This is a genomic window from Pseudoxanthomonas sp., assembly GCF_051953815.1.
In the GTDB taxonomy this organism is placed as follows: domain Bacteria; phylum Pseudomonadota; class Gammaproteobacteria; order Xanthomonadales; family Xanthomonadaceae; genus Pseudoxanthomonas_A.
In genome coordinates, this window is record NZ_JBQCIJ010000016.1 from 18,258 (window position 1) to 36,494 (window position 18,237).

14 protein-coding genes are annotated in these 18,237 nt (G+C 69.5%); 13 read left to right on the forward strand and 1 reads right to left on the reverse strand.

Going from position 1 to position 18,237, the window contains the following annotated elements; genetic code table 11:
* Positions 1-4 precede the first annotated feature (4 nt).
* The 5 genes from ACTHN1_RS04170 (at position 5) to ACTHN1_RS04190 (ending at position 7,594) form a co-directional block, all read left to right on the forward strand.
* Positions 5-1,192, forward strand: coding sequence for a serine hydrolase domain-containing protein (locus tag ACTHN1_RS04170; protein ID WP_440469701.1), 1,188 nt, complete (start codon positions 5-7; stop codon positions 1,190-1,192).
* A complete protein-coding gene (locus ACTHN1_RS04175) occupies positions 1,192-2,142 on the forward strand; it encodes a ribokinase (RefSeq protein ID WP_440469702.1) in 951 nt (316 codons plus the stop codon). The genes ACTHN1_RS04170 and ACTHN1_RS04175 overlap by 1 nt, the downstream gene beginning before the upstream one ends.
* A gap of 25 nt (positions 2,143-2,167) precedes the next feature.
* Entirely contained in the window at positions 2,168-4,354 is a 2,187-nt protein-coding gene (locus ACTHN1_RS04180; protein ID WP_440469703.1) for a formylglycine-generating enzyme family protein, read from the forward strand.
* 3 nt (positions 4,355-4,357) lie between these two features.
* Complete coding sequence (locus ACTHN1_RS04185) at positions 4,358-6,262, forward strand: glycoside hydrolase family 127 protein (protein ID WP_440469704.1); 1,905 nt, start codon at positions 4,358-4,360, stop codon at positions 6,260-6,262.
* 144 nt (positions 6,263-6,406) lie between these two features.
* A complete protein-coding gene (locus ACTHN1_RS04190; protein WP_440469705.1) occupies positions 6,407-7,594 on the forward strand; it encodes a CaiB/BaiF CoA transferase family protein in 1,188 nt (395 codons plus the stop codon).
* A gap of 55 nt (positions 7,595-7,649) precedes the next feature.
* Here the strand turns inward: ACTHN1_RS04190 and ACTHN1_RS04195 are convergent, their stop codons facing one another.
* Positions 7,650-8,666, reverse strand: coding sequence for an SDR family oxidoreductase (locus tag ACTHN1_RS04195; RefSeq protein ID WP_295383012.1), 1,017 nt, complete (start codon positions 8,664-8,666; stop codon positions 7,650-7,652).
* A 195-nt stretch (positions 8,667-8,861) separates the two neighbouring features.
* Here ACTHN1_RS04195 and ACTHN1_RS04200 point away from each other — a divergent pair, with 195 nt between their 5' ends.
* From ACTHN1_RS04200 to ACTHN1_RS04235, 8 genes are all read left to right on the forward strand, one after another.
* The gene (locus tag ACTHN1_RS04200) at positions 8,862-9,482 is read left to right on the forward strand and encodes a TetR/AcrR family transcriptional regulator (protein WP_440469706.1); all 621 of its coding nucleotides are present in this window, start codon (positions 8,862-8,864) and stop codon (positions 9,480-9,482) included.
* A 141-nt stretch (positions 9,483-9,623) separates the two neighbouring features.
* Positions 9,624-10,319: a TorF family putative porin gene (locus tag ACTHN1_RS04205; RefSeq protein ID WP_440469707.1), complete on the forward strand. Its 696-nt coding sequence runs from the start codon at positions 9,624-9,626 to the stop codon at positions 10,317-10,319.
* A gap of 11 nt (positions 10,320-10,330) precedes the next feature.
* Positions 10,331-10,423, forward strand: coding sequence for a potassium-transporting ATPase subunit F (locus ACTHN1_RS04210; protein WP_141455506.1), 93 nt, complete (start codon positions 10,331-10,333; stop codon positions 10,421-10,423).
* Positions 10,424-10,437: 14 nt separating this feature from the next.
* Complete coding sequence (gene kdpA / locus ACTHN1_RS04215; protein ID WP_440469708.1) at positions 10,438-12,156, forward strand: potassium-transporting ATPase subunit KdpA; 1,719 nt, start codon at positions 10,438-10,440, stop codon at positions 12,154-12,156.
* Between the two features lie 10 nt (positions 12,157-12,166).
* Positions 12,167-14,215, forward strand: a complete 2,049-nt coding sequence (gene kdpB / locus ACTHN1_RS04220) for a potassium-transporting ATPase subunit KdpB (protein WP_440469709.1) — start codon at positions 12,167-12,169, stop codon at positions 14,213-14,215.
* Positions 14,216-14,226: 11 nt separating this feature from the next.
* Positions 14,227-14,859: a potassium-transporting ATPase subunit KdpC gene (gene kdpC / locus ACTHN1_RS04225; protein ID WP_440469710.1), complete on the forward strand. Its 633-nt coding sequence runs from the start codon at positions 14,227-14,229 to the stop codon at positions 14,857-14,859.
* A gap of 4 nt (positions 14,860-14,863) precedes the next feature.
* Positions 14,864-17,494 carry an ATP-binding protein gene (locus ACTHN1_RS04230; RefSeq protein WP_440469711.1) on the forward strand — a complete coding sequence of 877 codons (2,631 nt, stop codon included), beginning with the start codon at positions 14,864-14,866 and terminating at the stop codon, positions 17,492-17,494.
* Positions 17,495-17,511: 17 nt separating this feature from the next.
* A complete protein-coding gene (locus tag ACTHN1_RS04235) occupies positions 17,512-18,237 on the forward strand; it encodes a response regulator (RefSeq protein WP_440469712.1) in 726 nt (241 codons plus the stop codon).

The window sequence follows — 18,237 nt, forward strand, 5'->3', positions numbered from 1 at the left end:
ACTGTTGCTGGCATGCCTCGCCGGTCCGGCGTCGGCGCAGGATGTCGCGCCGGCGCAAGCCGGCATGCGGGCGCGGCTGGAGCGTCTGCACGCCTATCTGGAGCAGGCCACCGGCCGCGACGGCTATCCCGGCGCGGTGTCGCTGATCGCCGTCGATGGACGGGTGGTGGACCTGCGGGCCTACGGCCATGAGGACATCGCACGGCGACGGCCGATGGCGCCGGACGCCATCTTCCGGATCTATTCGATGACCAAGCCGATCACCTCGGTGGCCGCGCTGATGCTGGTCGAGGAAGGTCGCCTGTCGCTGGACGATCCGATCTCCCGGTACCTGCCGGAATTCGCCCCGGCCGGCGCGCGCGCGGTGCCCACCGTGCGCCAGTTGCTCACCCACACCGCGGGTTTCGCCACCGACGCCGGCGAGCATCCCGAAGCCGCCCGCCGGCTCGCCGAGGCGGCGCCGGAAAAGGCGAAGGATCTTGCCGGCTATGTGCGCCGGGTGGCGTCCGTTCCGCTCGCCGAATCGCCCGGCACCCATTTCCATTACGACGGCACCAACACCCAGGTGCTCGCGCGGGTGGTCGAGGTGATCGCGGGCATGCCGTTTCATGCCTTCCTCGAGAAACGGATCTTCACGCCGCTGGCGCTGCGCGATACCGGCTTCGAGGTGCCGGTCGCGCAACGGGCGCGCGTGGTCGATCTGGGCGTGCGTACCACCGCCGGACAATGGGCGCTCGCCGATACCGAAAGCGCGCGCGTGCCGGGGGAGCGCATCAGCGCGTACGACAACGGGGCGGGTGGGTTGTACTCCACCGCGTCGGACTATTTCCGCTTCGCCCAGATGCTGGCGAACGGCGGCGAACTGGACGGCGTCCGGCTGCTCTCGCGCAAGACCGTCGCGCTGATGATGACCGACCAGCTGGGCGCGATGCAGCCGCCGCTGGCCGGCCCGGGACCGGGCGAGGGCTTCGGCCTGGGCGGCTACGTCGTCACCGACGTGGCCAGGCGCGGTCGCTTGGGCAGTGTCGGCCAGTTCGGCTGGTCCGGCGCCGCCTCCACCTATTTCACCGTCGATCGCAGTGAGCATCTGGTGGCGATCCTGATGGCGCAGTACCTGCCGGAGGGCGACGCACCGGCGTTGCCCCGGCTTTCGGTGCCTTTCTTCAATCTCGTGTACCAGGCGTTGCCATGATGTCCCCGCGCAGATCGTCCATCCTCGTCGCCGGTTCGGCGAACCTCGATTTCGTCGTCCGCGCCGCGCACGTGCCGGCGCCCGGCGAAACCGTGCTGGGACGCGAGTTCGTGACCTTTCCGGGCGGGAAGGGCGCCAACCAGGCGGTGGCGGCGGCGCGGGCCGGCGGCGCGTCCACGCGGATGCTGCTGGCGCTGGGCGATGACCCGTACGCCGCGCCCATCGAACAGTCACTGCGCGACGCCGGGGTGGAACCGGTGATCGTGCGCTCGCGGCAGTCGCCGACCGGGACCGCCTTCATCTGCGTGTCCGACGACGCCGAGAACGCGATCACCGTCGCGCCGGGCGCCAACCTCGCGTTGCGCGCCAGCGATCTGCCGCCGCTGGCGGCGGTCTCGCACCTGCTGCTGCAACTGGAAACGCCGGTCGAAACGGTCAGCGCCTATGCCGCGACCGCGCGCTTCGCCGGGGTCACCGTGGTACTCAACGCCGCGCCGGCGCGCCCGTTGCCCGACGCGCTGCTGCGCGCGGTCGACGTGCTGATCGTCAACGAAGGCGAACTGGAAACCCTGGCCGGTGCCGAGGGCGGCATCGCCGATCGCCTCGACCGCCTCGCCGTTCCCTGCGTGGTGGTCACTCTGGGCGCGCGCGGCTGCATCGCGCGAGGCGACGGCGGGATCATCGTGCAGCCGGCATTCCCGGTCGTGGCCGTCGACACCACCGCCGCCGGCGACACCTTCTGCGGCGCGCTGGCCGCGCGCCTGGCCCACGGCGACCGCCTGGCCGATGGATTACGCTACGCCTGCGCGGCTTCGGCCCTGGCCTGCATGCGCCTGGGCGCGCAGGCGTCCATTCCCGCACGCGAGGCGGTCGAAGCCTTCCTGCGCGACGCGCCGGCCGACCCGCCGCAGGCGCGCCAGGCCCTGGCCGCGCACTGCGGATTGATCTGAATCCCCCTACCGAAAGAAGTACGCCATGACTGCCGCTCCGGATCCGTTCCTTTCCGCCCACGACGACGACACGCCGCGGCACGTGCCGAAGACCGAGTACAAGTTCTCGCACGTCACCACCCAGCGCTACCTGCCGACGCCCGGCAAGGCGCCGGGCTGGCCGTTCGCCGAGATCGGCCACTGGAAGATCGACGTCAACGCCACCTCGGCCGACTGGATCGCCGAACTGCGCGACTGGCGCCGCGAGCACCTGACCCGCATCGGCTACGACGACGCCAACTACCGGCGGCCCGAACTGCAATGGGCGCAGCGCAATTTCGTGCACGCGCAGATGATGGTGGAGGATCGCTACTTCTACGATCCCGTGGGCGGCCACTACACCGTGGACCGCTACCTGGATGATCTGGAGCAGCGCTTCGGCGGCCTGGACAGCGTGCTGCTCTGGTACGTCTACCCCAACATCGGCATCGACGACCGCAACCAGTTCGACATGGCCGCGGACCTGCCCGGCGGGCTGGCGGGGCTGAAGGGCGCGGTGGACGATTTCCATCGCCGTGGCGTCAAGGTGTTCCTGCCGACCATGCCCTGGGACAACGGCACCCGCGCGCAGGGCGAGGCCGACTGGCAGGCGATCGCGCGGCTGGTGAAGGAAGTCGGCGCCGACGGCATCAACGGCGACACCTACAACGGCGTGCCGCGCGCGTTCTTCGATGCCTGCGACGCGCTGGGCCGGCCGGTGGTGGTGCAGCCGGAATCCACGATCAGCGCCGAGGAGCACCTGATCTGGAACGTGCAGAGCTGGGGCAAGAAAGCGCCCAACGAAGTCATTCCGCCGGTCGCCAAGTTCAAGTGGCTGGAACCTCGCCACATGATCAACTACGAGAACCGCTGGGGCCGCGACCGCAACCACGATCTCCAGTACATCTTCTTCAACGGCATCGGCTACAACGCCTGGGAGAACATCTGGGGCATCTGGAACCAGTTCACCCCACGCGACGCCGAATCGCTGCGCCGCATCGCCACCATCGAGCGCCGCTTCGCGCCGCTGATGGTCAGCCGCGACTGGACGCCGTACTTCCCGACCCTGCAGGCCGGCGTGTTCGCCAGCCGCTTCCCCGGCGAGGGCCAGGCGCTGTGGACGCTGGTCAACCGCAACGAGTACGACGTCGAGGGCGAGCAACTGGCGCTGCCGCACGCGCCGGGCCGTCAATACTTCGATGTCTGGCACGGCGTGCAGTTGCAACCGCTGGTCGAAGGCGAACGGGCGGTGCTGGAAATGAATCTGGAGGGACGCGGGTTCGGCGCGGTGCTGGCGCTGGACGCGGATGTTCAAGCCGATGGCCTGCCGGCGTTCCTGTCGCTGATGGCGGGCCTGGCGCGGGTGCCGCTGCGCAGCCTGTCCAATCGCTGGCATGCGATTCCGCAGCGGATCACGCCGATCGCGCCGACCGCCGTGCGCGCGCAGGCGCCGGAGGGAATGGTGACGGTGCCGGCCGGCGAGTTCGTGTTCGTGGTCGGCGGCGTGGAGATCGAGGGCCAGACCTGGGAAGGCCTGGACGTGCAGTATCCGTGGGAAGGCAGCGCGCGTCGCCATCATCGCCGGCGGATGGCGATGAAGGCCTTCCACATCGATCGCCATCCGGTCACCAACGCGCAGTTCAGGCAGTTCCTGGATGCCAGCGGCTATGCGCCGCGCGATGCGCACAACTTCCTGCGCGACTGGCAGGACGGCGCGCCGCGCCCGGGCTGGGAGAACCGGCCGGTCACCTGGGTGTCGCTGGAGGACGCGCGCGCCTACGCCGCCTGGGCCGGCAAACGCCTGCCGCACGAATGGGAATGGCAGTACGCCGCGCAGGGCGGCGATGGCCGGCTCTATCCGTGGGGCAACGACTGGCGTGCAGACGCGGTGCCGCCGGTGAACCGCGAACGCCGCCTGCGTCCGCCCGCCGAGGTGGGCGCGCATCCGCAGGGCGCCAGTCCGTTCGGCGTGGAGGATCTGATCGGCAACGTCTGGCAGTGGACCGACGAGTACGCGGACGAGCACACCCGCGCGGCGATCCTGCGCGGCGGCAGCGCCTACCAGCCGCAGACCTCGCACTGGTATTTCCCGCAGGCTTACCGGCTGGACCAGCATGGCAAGTACCTGCTGATGGCGCCGAGCAAAGATCGTTCCGGCATGCTCGGTTTCCGCTGCGTGGTGGACGCGGAGTAGGGCATGGCGATGGACGGACATCATCCGCAGGGTGATCGCTTCGCGCCCGCCGCCGCCGGCGCGGTGGTGCTGGAGGGCGTGCTCGGCGAGGCCATCGAGGCCAGCCGGCGCGGCCGGCTCAGCCACTTCATCACCGGCGCCGACAGCCCGGCGATCGCGATCTTCAAGCCCGAGCACACCCGCGACAACCAGGAAGGCGACTGGTACGGCGAGCACGCCGGCAAATGGCTGTACGCCGCCGCGCGCGCGGTGGCGCGCAGCGGCGATGCCCACCTGCGCGAGAACCTGCGCGAAGTGGCCGACTATCTGCTGGCGCGCCAGGCCGAAGACGGCTATCTGGGCAACTACGCGCCCGAGCGCCGTTTCATGCGTCCGCAACCGCCCAAGCCGGTCAGCTGGGACGGCGCGCCGGCGTGGCGCACCTGGGACATCTGGACCCACAGCTATCTCATCCTCGGCCTGATCGAAACCTGGCGCGCGCTGGGCGACGACCGCTACCTGGCCGCCGCGCAGCGCATCGGCGACCTGTGCTGGCGCACGCTGGGCGAAGGCGGCATCGACATCACCACGCTGGGCAACCACTTCGGCATGTCGGCCACGGTGTTGATGGATCCGGCGGTGGAACTGCACCTGGCGACCGGTGATCTGCGTTACCTGGAGCTGGCCGAACGCATCGCCGAACAGGCCGATGCCGAACCGCGGCTGGCCCTGATCCGGCGCGCGCTGGAAGGCGCGGACGCGTCGGAAATCGCCACCGGCAAGGCCTATCAGCTGGCCTGGAACCTGGTCGGGCTGGCCAAGCTCCATCGCGCCACCGGCAAGCCGCGCTATCGCGACGCGGTCGATCACCTGTGGCGCAACATCCGCGACCACCACCTGACCCTGGGCGGCGGTCCATGGGGCGGGGTGGCCCACCGCTCGCGCGAAGTGTTCAACCCGGCCGGCGTGTTCAGCCCGCAGGCCTATGTCGAAACCTGCTCGGTGCTGGCCTGGCTGCAGCTCAACCGCGAACTGCTGCGCGTCACCGGACAGGCCCGCTACGCCGAGGAAATCGAGCGCATCGCCTACAACGATCTGCTCGGCGCCGCCGCGCCCAACGGCGAGGACTGGTGCTACTACTCGTTCCCGAACGGTCCGCGCGTGCACACCACCTACTGGCGCTGCTGCAAGTCCAGCGGCGCCATGGCGTGGGAGGAACTGCCGCCGCTGGCCTGCGGCGTGGCCGACGATGGCGCCTTGCAGATCAATTTCTACGGTCCCGGACACGCGCGGCTGGCGCTGGCGCAGGGCGAGGTCGGCATCGTCCAGTCCGGCGGCTATCCGTTCGCCGGCGACGTGCGCCTGCAAGTGGAGTTGAAACAGGCGACGACCTGCACCCTGCGACTGCGCATTCCCGCCTGGGCCGACGGCGCCCGGGTGGCGGTCAATGGCGAATCCGTGCCGGCCACCGTCGTCCCCGGCGAGTGGCTGGACCTGACCCGCCAGTGGCAATCCGGTGATGCGATCTCCCTCGATCTGCCGATGACGCCGGTCCTGCACCATCGGCGCAGCCGCAACGTGCAGGAATCACGCGCGCCGGACGGCTCACCGGTGCGCCAGCAGGTGCTGCGCTACGACTACGTGGGCCTGACCCGCGGCCCGCTGGCGTACGCGACCGGCCTCATCGACGGCTTCAAGCATGAAGAGGCGATTCGCCTGCCGGACGCGGCGCCCGCGGAGTGGCTGCACGAGTCGCCGGCCGCCGATGGAGGGCCCGGCGTGGAAGTGGAAATGCGCCTGTCCTGCCGCGCGCCGCTGCGCTTCGGTCCCTACTACCGCGCCGGCGGCCGCGAGGATGGCGCCTGGCGCCTGGGCTGGCTGTCGCTGGCGCCGGATCGCTGGCGCGCGGATCCGGAAGCGGATGCCTGAGCCGGGAGAAGGGATCTCGCATGCACGCGCCGGGCAAGCAAGAATTTGTCGCCGCTGAAAGTACGCGGCCCCGCTGTTTCGTCTCCGGGGCATGCGGGAGACTGGCCCCGGCACGGTTCGCGGCACCCGATGGAAAATTCACGCATGGATAACCCGTCTCCCTTCGGCCTGGTGCGGCGCGAGGGCCCCACCGGACCGCTCAGCGGCGTCAAGGTGCTGGATCTGAGCGCCTACATCGCCGGGCCCTACGGTTGCACCCTGCTGGCCGACCAGGGCGCGCAGGTGATCAAGATCGAGCCGCCGGACGGCGACAACCTGCGCAAGTACCCTTCCACGCTCGCGGCCGAAAGCCGCGCGTTCATGGGCGTGAACCGCAGCAAGATCGGCATCGTCCTGGATCTCAAGACCGCCGACGGCCTGGCCGCGCTGCTGCGGCTGGTGCGCGAGGCCGACGTGCTGGTGCACAACTTCCGCCCTTCGGTGCCGAAGCGGCTGGGCATCGATTTCGATCGGCTGACGCTGATCAACCCGCGCCTGATCTACTGCGCGGTGACCGGTTACGGCGAACATGGCCCGATGAAGGACAAGGCTGGCTACGACCAGGTCCTGCAGACGATGACCGGCATGTGCACCTTGCAGGGCAAGCGCGGTGGCGCGCCGGAAATCACCTACGGCTCGGTGGTGGACTATTACGCCGCCGCGCTGCTGGCCGCGGGCGTGTCCTCGGCGCTGTACGAGCGCGAGCGCAGCGGCCGCGGCCAGTTCGTCGGTGTGTCGCTGCTGCGCAGCGCGCTGACCATGCAGTCGGCGCGGATGATCTGGGCCGAAGGCGAATCGCTGGACATCGGCCGCGACATGCGCTCCGGCGGCGTCACCGGCATCCATCCGGCGCGCGAGGGATACATCTACATTTCGGCCAATACGCCACGCTTCTGGAAAGCGCTGTGCGGGAAGACCGGCCTGGACGCGCTGGCCGGGAACGAGCGCTACGACAGCGTGCGCAAGCGCGCCGAGCACGCGAACGAGATCGTGCCGCTGCTGCACGAGGCGCTGGCCGCCCACACCGCGATGGAATGGGAAGCGCTGTTCGGCGACGAGGTGCCGTGCGCGGCCGCGCGCCGGATCGAGGACATGTTCGACCACCCGCAGGTGCTGGCCGAGGACATCGTCGCCAGCATCGAGCACCCGGCCGTGGGCCGCTATCGCGGCGTGACCCGGCCGATCGCGTTCGGCCGCACGCCGGGACCGGCGCCGTTCGCCGCGCCGGTGTTCGATCAACACACCGACGAGGTGCTGGCGGCCACCGAAACCGCCGAGTCATCATCGCGATAGCGGGCGGCGGACGGGCCTTTCGGCGCTGCGTCCGCGCCGCTGCCGGGTCTCTCCGCTAGAACCAGCCGTTCCGGCGATACCAGTCCACCGTGTCGGCCACGGTCTGTTCGGCCGGCCGGAAACGCAGGCCGAGTTCGCGCTCGCTCTTGGCCGGATTGAAGCGGGTGCGATCGGCCTCCCGCACCATCAGGCGCACCGTCGCCAATCCCAGCAGCACCGGCTTGCCGGTCAGGCGCGCGTAGATTTCCTGCGCGGCCGCCAGCGTATACAGCAACGGCAGCGGAAGCTGCCTTGTCGGCACCTTGAAACCGCCCACCCTGCCCAGCATCGGGATAATGTCCTTCATGACCATGTGGCGTCCCGCCGCGAGATAGCGTTCTCCGGAGCGACCCCGTTCGGCCGCGGCGATCTGCGCCAAGGCGACGTCGCGGGCATCCACCACCGAGAAACTGCCCGGCACCAGGCCCGGGAGCTTGCCCTTCGCCACATCATTGACCAGTTGCCCGGACGAAGTCGGGCCGATATCGCCGGGGCCCCACATCCAGCCGGGCAGGACGAAGCACGCATGCATGTCCGGGTGCGAGCGGACGAAAGACCGGACTTCGCGATCGGCGAGGATCTTGCTGCGGTAGTAATCGTCGGCATCCGCGGGATCGCGGTCACAGGTCTCGTCGATCACCGTGCCCGGCGGGCCGGTGAGCACCGCGATGGAAGAGGTCTGCACGAAGCGGCGCACCCCGGCGGCGTAGGCGGCGGCGATCAGCGCGGCGGTTCCATCCACGTTGATGCGCTTCAGGGCGTCCCAATGACTGCCGCCGGTGTAGTTCTCACGGAAGTAGGCCGCCACGTGGAAAACCGTGTCGCAGCCCGCGAGTGCGGGAGCGAACGCGGCGACGTCGCTCATGTCGCCGGCGACGACTTCCACCTGCGGCACGTCCGAGAACTGCCGGCGTGCCTTGTCGGCGGATCGCGCCAGGGCGCGCACGGCCACGCCGCGCGCGACCAGTTCACGGACCAGGTTGTTGCCCAGCAGCCCGGTGGCGCCGGTGACGAAGACGGTCCGGAGCGTCATGGTTGCCGGCTCCGGGGCGGCGAGGGGAGGATTTCACCAGTCGGTAGGGCCGGTTGATAGGGCAGGTGGGGAAACATGACAGGCTCTCGAAGCGGCGAGGGAATTCCAGATATCGACTGATATCTGGATGGCGCATGGTATTTTTGTCGCCTTGCCCTGTCAATTCCAGATAGCAATCGATATCTGCAATGTCACATGACTGACCATTCTCCCCAACGCCTGACCCGCGAAGAAAGCCAGGAACAAACCCGCCGGCGTCTGATCGAGGCCGCCTGCAAACAGGTGGCCGAGCGGGGTTTCGCGGCGGCCTCGGTGCGCGACATCGCGCGCGCTGCCGGCTACACCCAGGGCGCGTTCTATTCCAATTTCAGCAGCAAGGAGGACTTGCTGCTCGATCTGTTGCGCCAGCACAAGGAGCAGGAGGCCAGCCACATCCTCGGCGCGATCGACGCCGCGGGTGACGATTTCGGCGCCGCGCTGCAGGCACTGGAACGCTGGGCGAGAAGTTTCGGCATGGATGCCGAACAGGCGATGCTCGCCACCGAACTGCACCTGCACGCCGCCCGCAACGCGGCGTTCGGCAAGGCCTATGCGGCCCTGATGGCGGAACAGCGCAAAGCCTACGCGGCCCTGTTGACGCGCTTGTTTTCGCTCGCGGGCCAGACGCCGCCCGCACCCACCCTGGAACTTGCCGGCAACCTGATGACGCTGGCGCGCAGTCTCGCCATCGATCACGCCCTGTATGGCGGAACGGCAGCGGGCAAAGCCCTGGTCAGGACCATCCGCTCGCTTTTCAGCGCGGCGCCCGCACGCTGAGGACTCACGCGGGGAACGACGGATAACGGGCGGAATTTACGCCGAATTTACGCGGCCACCTGGACCGCGAATGGAGGCTTTACGCCGGCCGGCGGGAAGATTTCCGCAGCCGCGGAGCCGTTTCCGCGTGGACCTTCCGCAATGCGCATCCCTTCCTTCCGCACGTCGTTCCCGGCGTGCGCGTTCCTGCTGGCGCTGGCCACACCCGCCGCCGCCGGCACCCTCGGCGGCAACGCCACCCTCACCACCGACTACGTGTGGCGCGGTACCACCCAGACCCAGGGCGACCCCGCGATCCAGGCCGGCGTGAAAGCCGCCGCCGGCAACGGCCTGTATGGATCGGTGTGGGGCTCCAGCGTCGAATTCGCGCCCGACACCCACGCCTCCAGCGAATTCGACTTCGTCGTTGGCTGGGCCGGCCCGCTGGCCGACGACTGGGCGCTGGACGTCAACCTCACCCATTACCGCTATCCCGGCGCCAACGTTGATCTCGACTGGACCGAACTCAACGGCACGGTGACGTGGAAGCAGAACTACTGGGCGCAGGTCGGCTGGTCCAACGACGCCTTGGCGACCGATCACCACGGCACCTACGCGCAACTGGGCGCGCGCCTGCCGCTGAACGCGCAATGGCGCCTGGAAGGCACGGTCGGCCACTACTGGCTGGACGACGCCTATGGCGACAGTTATGCGCACGGCCAACTCGGCGCGGCATGGGCGTTCAAGGCCCCGTTCGAACTGCGGGTGACCGCGCACGCCACCGACGATTCCGCCAAGCGCCTGTTTCCGGATCTGGCCGGCTCGCGCGTCGAGGCGGCCCTGCAAGCGTCCTTCTGAGGAGAACTCCCATGCCTGGTTGGCTGGCCCTGTTGTGTGGCATCGCGGTGATCGTGGCGGCGGGTTACCTGCTGTACGTGATCCTGCGTCCCGAAGAATTCTGATGCGGTGAACGACAATGACTGAAGCTTTCCTCGTCTTCGCGCTCGCCATCGCCCTGGGCTGGCCGCTGGGCCGCTACCTGGCGGCGGTGATGCGCGGCGCACCGATGCGCGGCGATCGGCTGTTCGGCTGGATCGAGAAGCCGATCTACGCGCTGCTGGGTACGCGCGCGGAGCGCGGCATGAACTGGCGCGGCTATGCCGGCGCGTTCCTGCTCAGCAACCTGATCGTCGGCCTGATCACGTGGGTCATCTTCATGACCCAGGCGTGGTTGCCGTTCAATCCCGACGCCATCCCGAACATGCGCTGGGACACCGCGCTGCACACGATGGTGTCGTTCCTGACCAACACCAACCAGCAGCACTATTCCGGCCAGGCGCAGCTGTCCTACCTGTCGCAGATGACCGGCATCGTCGGCCTGCAGGTGGTCACGCCGATGATGGGCCTGGCGATGGTGGTGGCGACCTTGCGCGCGCTGTTCGGTGGCCGCAATCCCGCCGACACCGTGAGGGAAGGCGGCGCGGACCCGACCGTCGAGCGCGTCGACGTCGGCAATTACTGGGCCGACGTGGTGCGCCCGACCGTGCGCTTCATGCTGCCGCTGTGCCTGCTGTGGACGCTGCTGCTGACCAGCCAGGGCGTGCCTTCCACGCTCGCGGCCGGCCCGGTGGCCACGCCGGTGGACCGCTCCGCCGGCATGACGGAGCAGAAGATTCCGCTGGGACCGGTCGCGGCGATGGTCGCGGCCAAGCAGCTCGGCTCCAACGGCGGCGGCTGGTACGGCCCCAACAGTTCGGTGCCGCTGGAGAATCCGACCCCGCTGTCCAACCTGCTGGAAACCCTGGGCATCCTGTTGATCCCGGTGTCGGTCGTGTTCATGGTCGGCGCGTTCACCGGCCGACGGAAATTCACCGCGCTGGTGTTCGGCAGCATGATGCTGATGTCGGTGGTGTCCACCGGCGCGGCGATCTGGTCCGAGGCGCATTCGGTTACCGCCGCGGACCCGGCGTTGATGGAAGGCAAGGAAGTGCGGCTGGGCGCCGACGCCTCCGCGCTGTGGGCGGCGGTCACGACCCAGGTCAACAACGGATCGGTCAACGCCATGCACGACTCGCTGGCGCCGCTGACCGGGCTGGTGACGCTGGTCAACATGCTGGTCAACGCGATCTGGGGCGGGGTGGGCTGCGGCCTGCAGCAGTTCATCGTGTACCTGCTGCTGAGCGTGTTCCTGGCCGGCCTGATGACCGGACGCACGCCGGAACTGTTCGGCCGCAAGATCGAGGCCGGCGAAGTGCGCTGGCTGGCCCTGCTGATCCTGCTGCAGCCGCTGGTGGTGCTGGGACTGACCGCGATCACGCTGGCGGTGCCTTCGATCACCGGCAATTCCAATCCCGGCTTCCACGGCATCAGCCAGGTGTTCTACGAGTACACCTCCGCCTTCGCCAACAACGGCTCCGGTTTCGAGGGCCTGGGCGACGCGACCTACTGGTGGAACCTGAGCTGCGTGGTGGCGCTGGCGCTGGGCCGCTTCCCGGCGCTGATCATCCCGCTGCTGGTCGCCGCTCGCATGGCGGGCAAGCGCCGCGCCGCCGAGTCGGCCGGCACCCTGCACATCGAAACACCCACTTTCGCGCTGACCCTGGTGGCCGTGGTCGTGATCCTCACCGTGCTGCAGTTCATGCCGGCGCTGGTGCTGGGACCGATCGCCGATCACCTGTCGCTGGCGGCGCAATGAGAGCACTCCCATGACGACGATTTCTTTCCAGGAAAAAACCCGCCGGGATCATCCGGCGCTGATGGATGGCGCGGCCTTCCGCGCCGCCCTGCGCGACGCCTTCCTCAAGCTGGCGCCGCAGCACCTGATCCGCAGCCCGGTGATGGCGGTGGTGATGGGCGGAACCCTGCTGTCGGCGGTGATCACGCTCGCCGGCCTGGCGCCCATCGGATTCGGCGCGGCGGTGACGGTGATCCTGTTCGTGACCGTGCTGTTCGGCAATTTTGCCGAAGCGGTGGCCGAGGCGCGCGGACGTGGCCAGGCGGCGTCGCTGCGGCGCGCGCGCAAGGATCTGGTGGCGCGCCGGGTGGACACCGCGCTGGGCGGTGCCGAGACCCGCATGCCGGCGGCCGAACTTCGCCCCGGCGACTACGTCATCGTGTCCGCGGGCGAGCAGATTCCCGCCGACGGCGAGATCATCCGCGGGCTGGCGACCATCAACGAGTCGGCGGTGACCGGTGAATCCGCGCCGGTGCTGCGCGAGGCGGGCACCGACCGTTCCGGCGTGATCGGCGGCACCAAGGTTCTGTCGGACGAGATCGTGGTGAAGATCACCGCCGAGCCCGGGCACAGCTTCCTGGATCGGATGATCGCGCTGGTGGAGGGCGCCAACCGCCAGAAGACCCCGAACGAGATCGCGTTGACCCTGTTGCTGGCGGCGATGACGCTGACCTTCCTGATCGTGGTGGCGACGCTGCCGGCGATCGGCGCCTTCGTCGGCGTGAAGGTGGACCCGCTGCTGTTGATCGCGCTGCTGGTGTGCCTGATTCCGACCACCATCGGCGGCCTGCTGCCGGCCATCGGCATCGCCGGCATGAACCGCGCGCTGTCGGCCAACGTGCTGGCCAAGTCCGGCAAGGCGGTGGAAGTGGCCGGCGACGTCGACGTGCTGCTGCTGGACAAGACCGGCACCATCACCCACGGCGACCGCCAGGCCACCGCGTTCCATCCGCTGGCCGGCATCGACAGGACCCAGCTGCGCGACGCCGCGCTGCTGGCCTCGCTGGCCGACCCGACCCCGGAAGGCAAGTCGATCGTGCGGCTGGCGCGCGAACAGGGCTGCACCCTGGCCGAACCGGAGCGGGCGACCTACCTGCAGTTCACCGCGCAGACCCGCATGTCCGGCGTGGACGTGGAGGGACGGAACATCCGCAAGGGCGCCGGCGACGCCATCGGCCGGCACGTGCAGGCCCAGGGCGGCGGCGTGCCCAACGAACTGGCCGCGCGCGTCGAGCAGGTCGCCCGCGGCGGTGCCACCCCGCTGGTGGTGTCCGAGGGCCGGCACGTGCTTGGCGTGGTCGAGCTGTCGGACGTGGTCAAGCACGGCATCAAGGAGAAGTTCGCCCGCCTGCGCGCGATGGGCATCCAGACCGTGATGATCACCGGCGACAATCCGCTGACCGCCGCCGCGATCGCCGCCGAGGCCGGCGTCGACGACTACATCGCCGAGGCCCGGCCGGAAGACAAGCTCGCGCGCATCCGCCGCGAACAGGCCGCCGGCAAGCTGGTGGCGATGGTCGGCGACGGCACCAACGACGCGCCGGCGCTGGCCCAGGCCGACGTCGGCCTGGCGATGAATTCCGGTACCCAGGCCGCCAAGGAAGCCGGCAACATGGTCGACCTGGATTCGGATCCGGCCAAGCTGCTGGCGGTGGTGGAAGTGGGCAAGCAGCAGCTGATCACCCGCGGCGCGCTGACCACCTTCTCGCTCGCCAACGACGTCTCCAAGTACTTCGCGATCCTGCCGGCGCTGTTCGCTGCCGCGCTGCCGCAGATGGCGGCGCTGAACGTGATGCACCTGTCCAGTCCCGCCAATGCCGTGCTGGCGGCGCTGATCTTCAATGCGCTGATCATCCCCGCGCTGATTCCGCTGGCCCTGCGCGGCGTGCGCTTCCGCCCGGCGTCGGCCACCGTGCTGCTGCGGCGGAACATGCTGATGTACGGCGTGGGCGGCGTGCTGCTGCCGTTCGTGGGCATCAAATTGATCGACATGGCGCTCTCGTTCGTGACCGGCGCCTGAGGACATCCGACATGCAATCTCCCGTGAGCTACAAAATCGTCGCCTCCCCCGACATCGCCCGCGCGGGTCTGTGGCGGCCCTCCATCGGCCTGGCGCTGGTGTCGCTGCTCGGCTTCGGCCTGCTGTATTCGCTGGCCGGCACCGGACTGGGGCGTGGCCTGTTTCCCGCGCAGGCGACCGGCTCCATCGTCTCGGCCGAAGGCCACGCGGTCGGTTCGGCGCTGGTGGCGCAGCCGTTCGCCGATGCGCGCTACTTCCAGCCGCGTCCCTCGGCGGCCAATTACGACCCGATGGCGGCGGCCGGCAGCAACCAGTCGCGCGGCAATCCGGATCTGCGCAGGCGCATCGACCAGGCGCGCGTGGCGGTGGCCGCGCGCGACGGCATCGCGCCGGCCGATGTGCCCGCCGATCTGATCACCCAGTCCGGTGGCGGTCTGGACCCGCATGTCAGCGCGCGCGGCGCCGAGGTGCAGATTGCCCGCGTCGCCGGCGCGCGCGGCCTGCCGCCTTCCACCGTGGCCGCACTCGTGCGGCGGAACACCGAATCGCCGCAGCTCGGCGTGTTCGGCGAACCCCGGGTCAACGTCCTGCGCCTGAACCTGGCGCTGGACGCGCTGCCGTCCGCCGCGCAACAGGCACAATAGCCGCATGACCGACGCCCGCAGCCGCCAAGCCGACGCCCTGATCGATGGCCTGCACCGGGAGGCCGGCGGGCGCCTGACCATCTTCCTCGGCGCGGCGCCGGGCGTGGGCAAGACCTACACGATGCTTTCGCGCGCGCGGGAACTGCGCAAGCAGGGCGTGGACGTGGTGATCGGCGTCGTCGAGACCCATGGCCGCAGCGAGACCGCCGCGCTCACCGAGGGTCTGGAGGTGGTGCCGCGCAAGCGGGTCGGTTACCAGGGGCGCTGGCTGGACGAAATGGATCTGGACGCGCTGCTGGCGCGCCGGCCCAAGGTCGCGCTGGTCGACGAACTGGCCCACCGCAACGCGCCGGGCAGCCGCCACGAGCGCCGCTGGCAGGACGTGATGGAACTGCTGGAAGCCGGCATCGACGTCTACACCACCATCAACATCCAGCATCTGGAAAGCCTCAACGACGTGGTCCACCGGATCACCGGCGTGCGGGTCAGCGAGACCGTGCCGGACGCGGTGTTCGACCGCCTGCGCGACATCGTGCTGGTGGATCTGCCGCCGCGCGAACTGATCGAGCGCCTGCACCAGGGCAAGGTCTACCTGCCGGATCAGGCCGCGCAGGCGTTGCAGGCGTTCTTCTCGCCGTCGAACCTGATCGCCCTGCGCGAGCTGGCCATGCAGACCGTAGCCGACCGCGTCGACAACGACCTGCGCGATACCCGCACCGCGCGCGGCCTGCCCGGCATGGCCCTGCGCCGCCGGGTGCTGGTGGCGGTCGACGGCATGGGCCAGTCCGAATATCTGGTACGGGTCGCGCGGCGACTGGCCGAACGCCGCGACGCGCCGTGGACCGTGGTCACCGTGCAGGCGCGCGAAGCGGGCGAGGCGGTCCAGCTGGAACTGGATCGCGCGTTCGCGCTGGCGCGGCGGCTGGGCGCGCAGACCGAGGTCGTGCACGGCAACAGCATCGCCGACGCGCTGCTCGATCACGCGGCGCAGGTCGGCGCGTCCACCCTGGTGCTGGGGCGCACCCGCGAGCGACCGGTGGCGCGGATGTTCAACCGCACCCTGACCCAGCAGCTGCTGCAGCGCGCCGCGCACTACGAACTGGTCATCATCAACACGCCGGAAGCGCGCGCGCGTTCGCGCCGGCGCTGGAACCGCGCCGACGTGCCGGTACTGCGCCACGACCTGCTGTTCGCGGTGATCGCGGCGGTGCTGGCGGTGGGCGTGTCCTGGCTGATCGAACGCTGGACCGGCATCGACGATCTGTCGATGGTGTTCATCGTGGCGGTGGTGCTGGTGGCGACCCGGACCCGGATGGCGGCGGCGGTGGTGGCCGCGCTGCTGAGCTTCCTGGCCTACAACTTCTTCTTCATCGACCCGCGCTTCACCTTCAACATCGGCGCCTCGCAGGGCGTCACCACCGTGTTCCTGTTCCTGCTGGCCGCGCTGGTCGCCGGCCGCCTGGCCTCGCGCCTGCGCATGCAGGTGCTGGCGCTGCGCGCCGCCAATGCCCACGCCAACGCCTTGCAGACGCTCGGCCGGAAACTCACCAGCGCGGCCGATCTGGGCCAGGTGCTGGCCGCCGGCCGCGACGCGCTCGCCACGGCGATGGACGCCGAGGCGTGGCTGCGCTGGGACGGGCAGGTGGCGGCATCGAACGGGGTGGTGCTGGAAGGCAAGGATCTGGCCGCCGCCGACTGGGCGCAGCAGCATGCGCAGGCCACCGGCCGTTTCACCGACACCCTGGCCGGGTCGGCCTGGTGGTTCCTGCCGCTGCGCGACGCGCGCGGGGTGATGGGCGTGGCCGGCGTGCGTTTTCCGCGTGAACTGCCGCGGCTGGGTTTCGAGCAGCGACGGATGGCCGAGGCGATGGCCGACGACATCGCCCAGGCCGCGTTGCGCACCCGGCTGGTCGCGGATCTGGAAGGCGCGCGCATCACCGGCGAGACCGAACGGTTGCGCTCGGCGCTGCTGTCGTCGGTTTCGCACGATCTGCGCTCGCCGCTGGCCTCGATGATCGGTTCGGCCAGCAGCCTGGCCAGTTACGCCGACGCCATGGACGCGGAGGATCGCAAGGCGTTGCTGGACACCATCCAGCGCGAGGGCGAGCGGCTGGATCGCTACATCCAGAACCTGCTCGACATGACCCGGCTGGGTCACACCGGGCTGACCCTCAACCGCGACTGGATCAACGTCGATGAATTGATCGGATCGGCGGTCGGCCGATTGCAGCGCTACCAGCCGGACGTGCAGCTGCGTACCCGCATCGCCGCCGATCTTCCGCCGATCTGGGTGCATCCGGCGCTGGTCGAACAGGCGGTGTTCAACGTGCTGGAGAACGCGGCCAAGTTCTCGCCGCAGGGCGAACCGGTCGAGGTGGAGGCGCGCCTGGTCGACGAACAACTGCGCATCGACGTGCGCGATCGCGGCCCGGGCATTCCGGAGCAGGAACGCAGCCGCATCTTCGACATGTTCTACAGCGTGGAGCGCGGTGATCGCGGACGCCAGGGCACCGGCCTGGGCCTGACCATCTGCCAGGGCATGATCGGCGCGCACGGCGGCAGCGTGGAGGCGCTGCCGGGGCCGGATGGCCGCGGCACCACGATCAGGATTACGCTTCCCCTCCTGCATCCCTGAGTTCCGCCGGTCCCGCCTTGAATCCCGCCGACAATCCGGTTCCGTCCGCGCCCCCGGTCCGCATCCTGGTGGTCGACGACGAACCGCAGATCCGCAAGTTCCTCGACATCAGCCTGCGCGCGCAGGGCTATCGGGTGCTGCTGGCCGGGGATGCCGCGTCCGGCCTGACCACGCTGGCGTCGTCCGGCGCGGATCTGGTGATCCTGGACATCGGCCTGCCGGATCGCGACGGCCACGAGGTGCTGCGCGAGATACGCGGTTTCTCGCAGGTGCCGGTGATCATGCTGACCGTGCGCGCGGGCGAACAGGAGAAGGTCGCCGCGCTCGATGCCGGCGCCAACGACTACGTCACCAAGCCGTTCGGCGTGCAGGAACTGATGGCGCGCATCCGCGGCCTGTTGCGCACCCAGGCCGCCGCGGTCACGGAAGCGCCGGTAGTGTTCGACGATGGCCATCTGCATGTCGATCTGGCCCGGCGCGAAGTGCTTCTCGATGGTGAAGCACTGGCGCTCAGCCGCAAGGAATTCGCGCTGTTGTCGCTGCTGCTGCGCCATGCCGGCCGGGTGGTGACGCAGCCGCAGCTGCTGCGCGAACTGTGGGGCCCCACCCACCAGCAGGACACCCACTACCTGCGCATCCTGGTCGGCAAGCTGCGCCAGAAGATCGGCGACGACGCTTCCGCGCCGCGTTACATCGCCACCGAACCGGGCGTGGGCCTGCGCTTCATCGACGGCACCCACTGA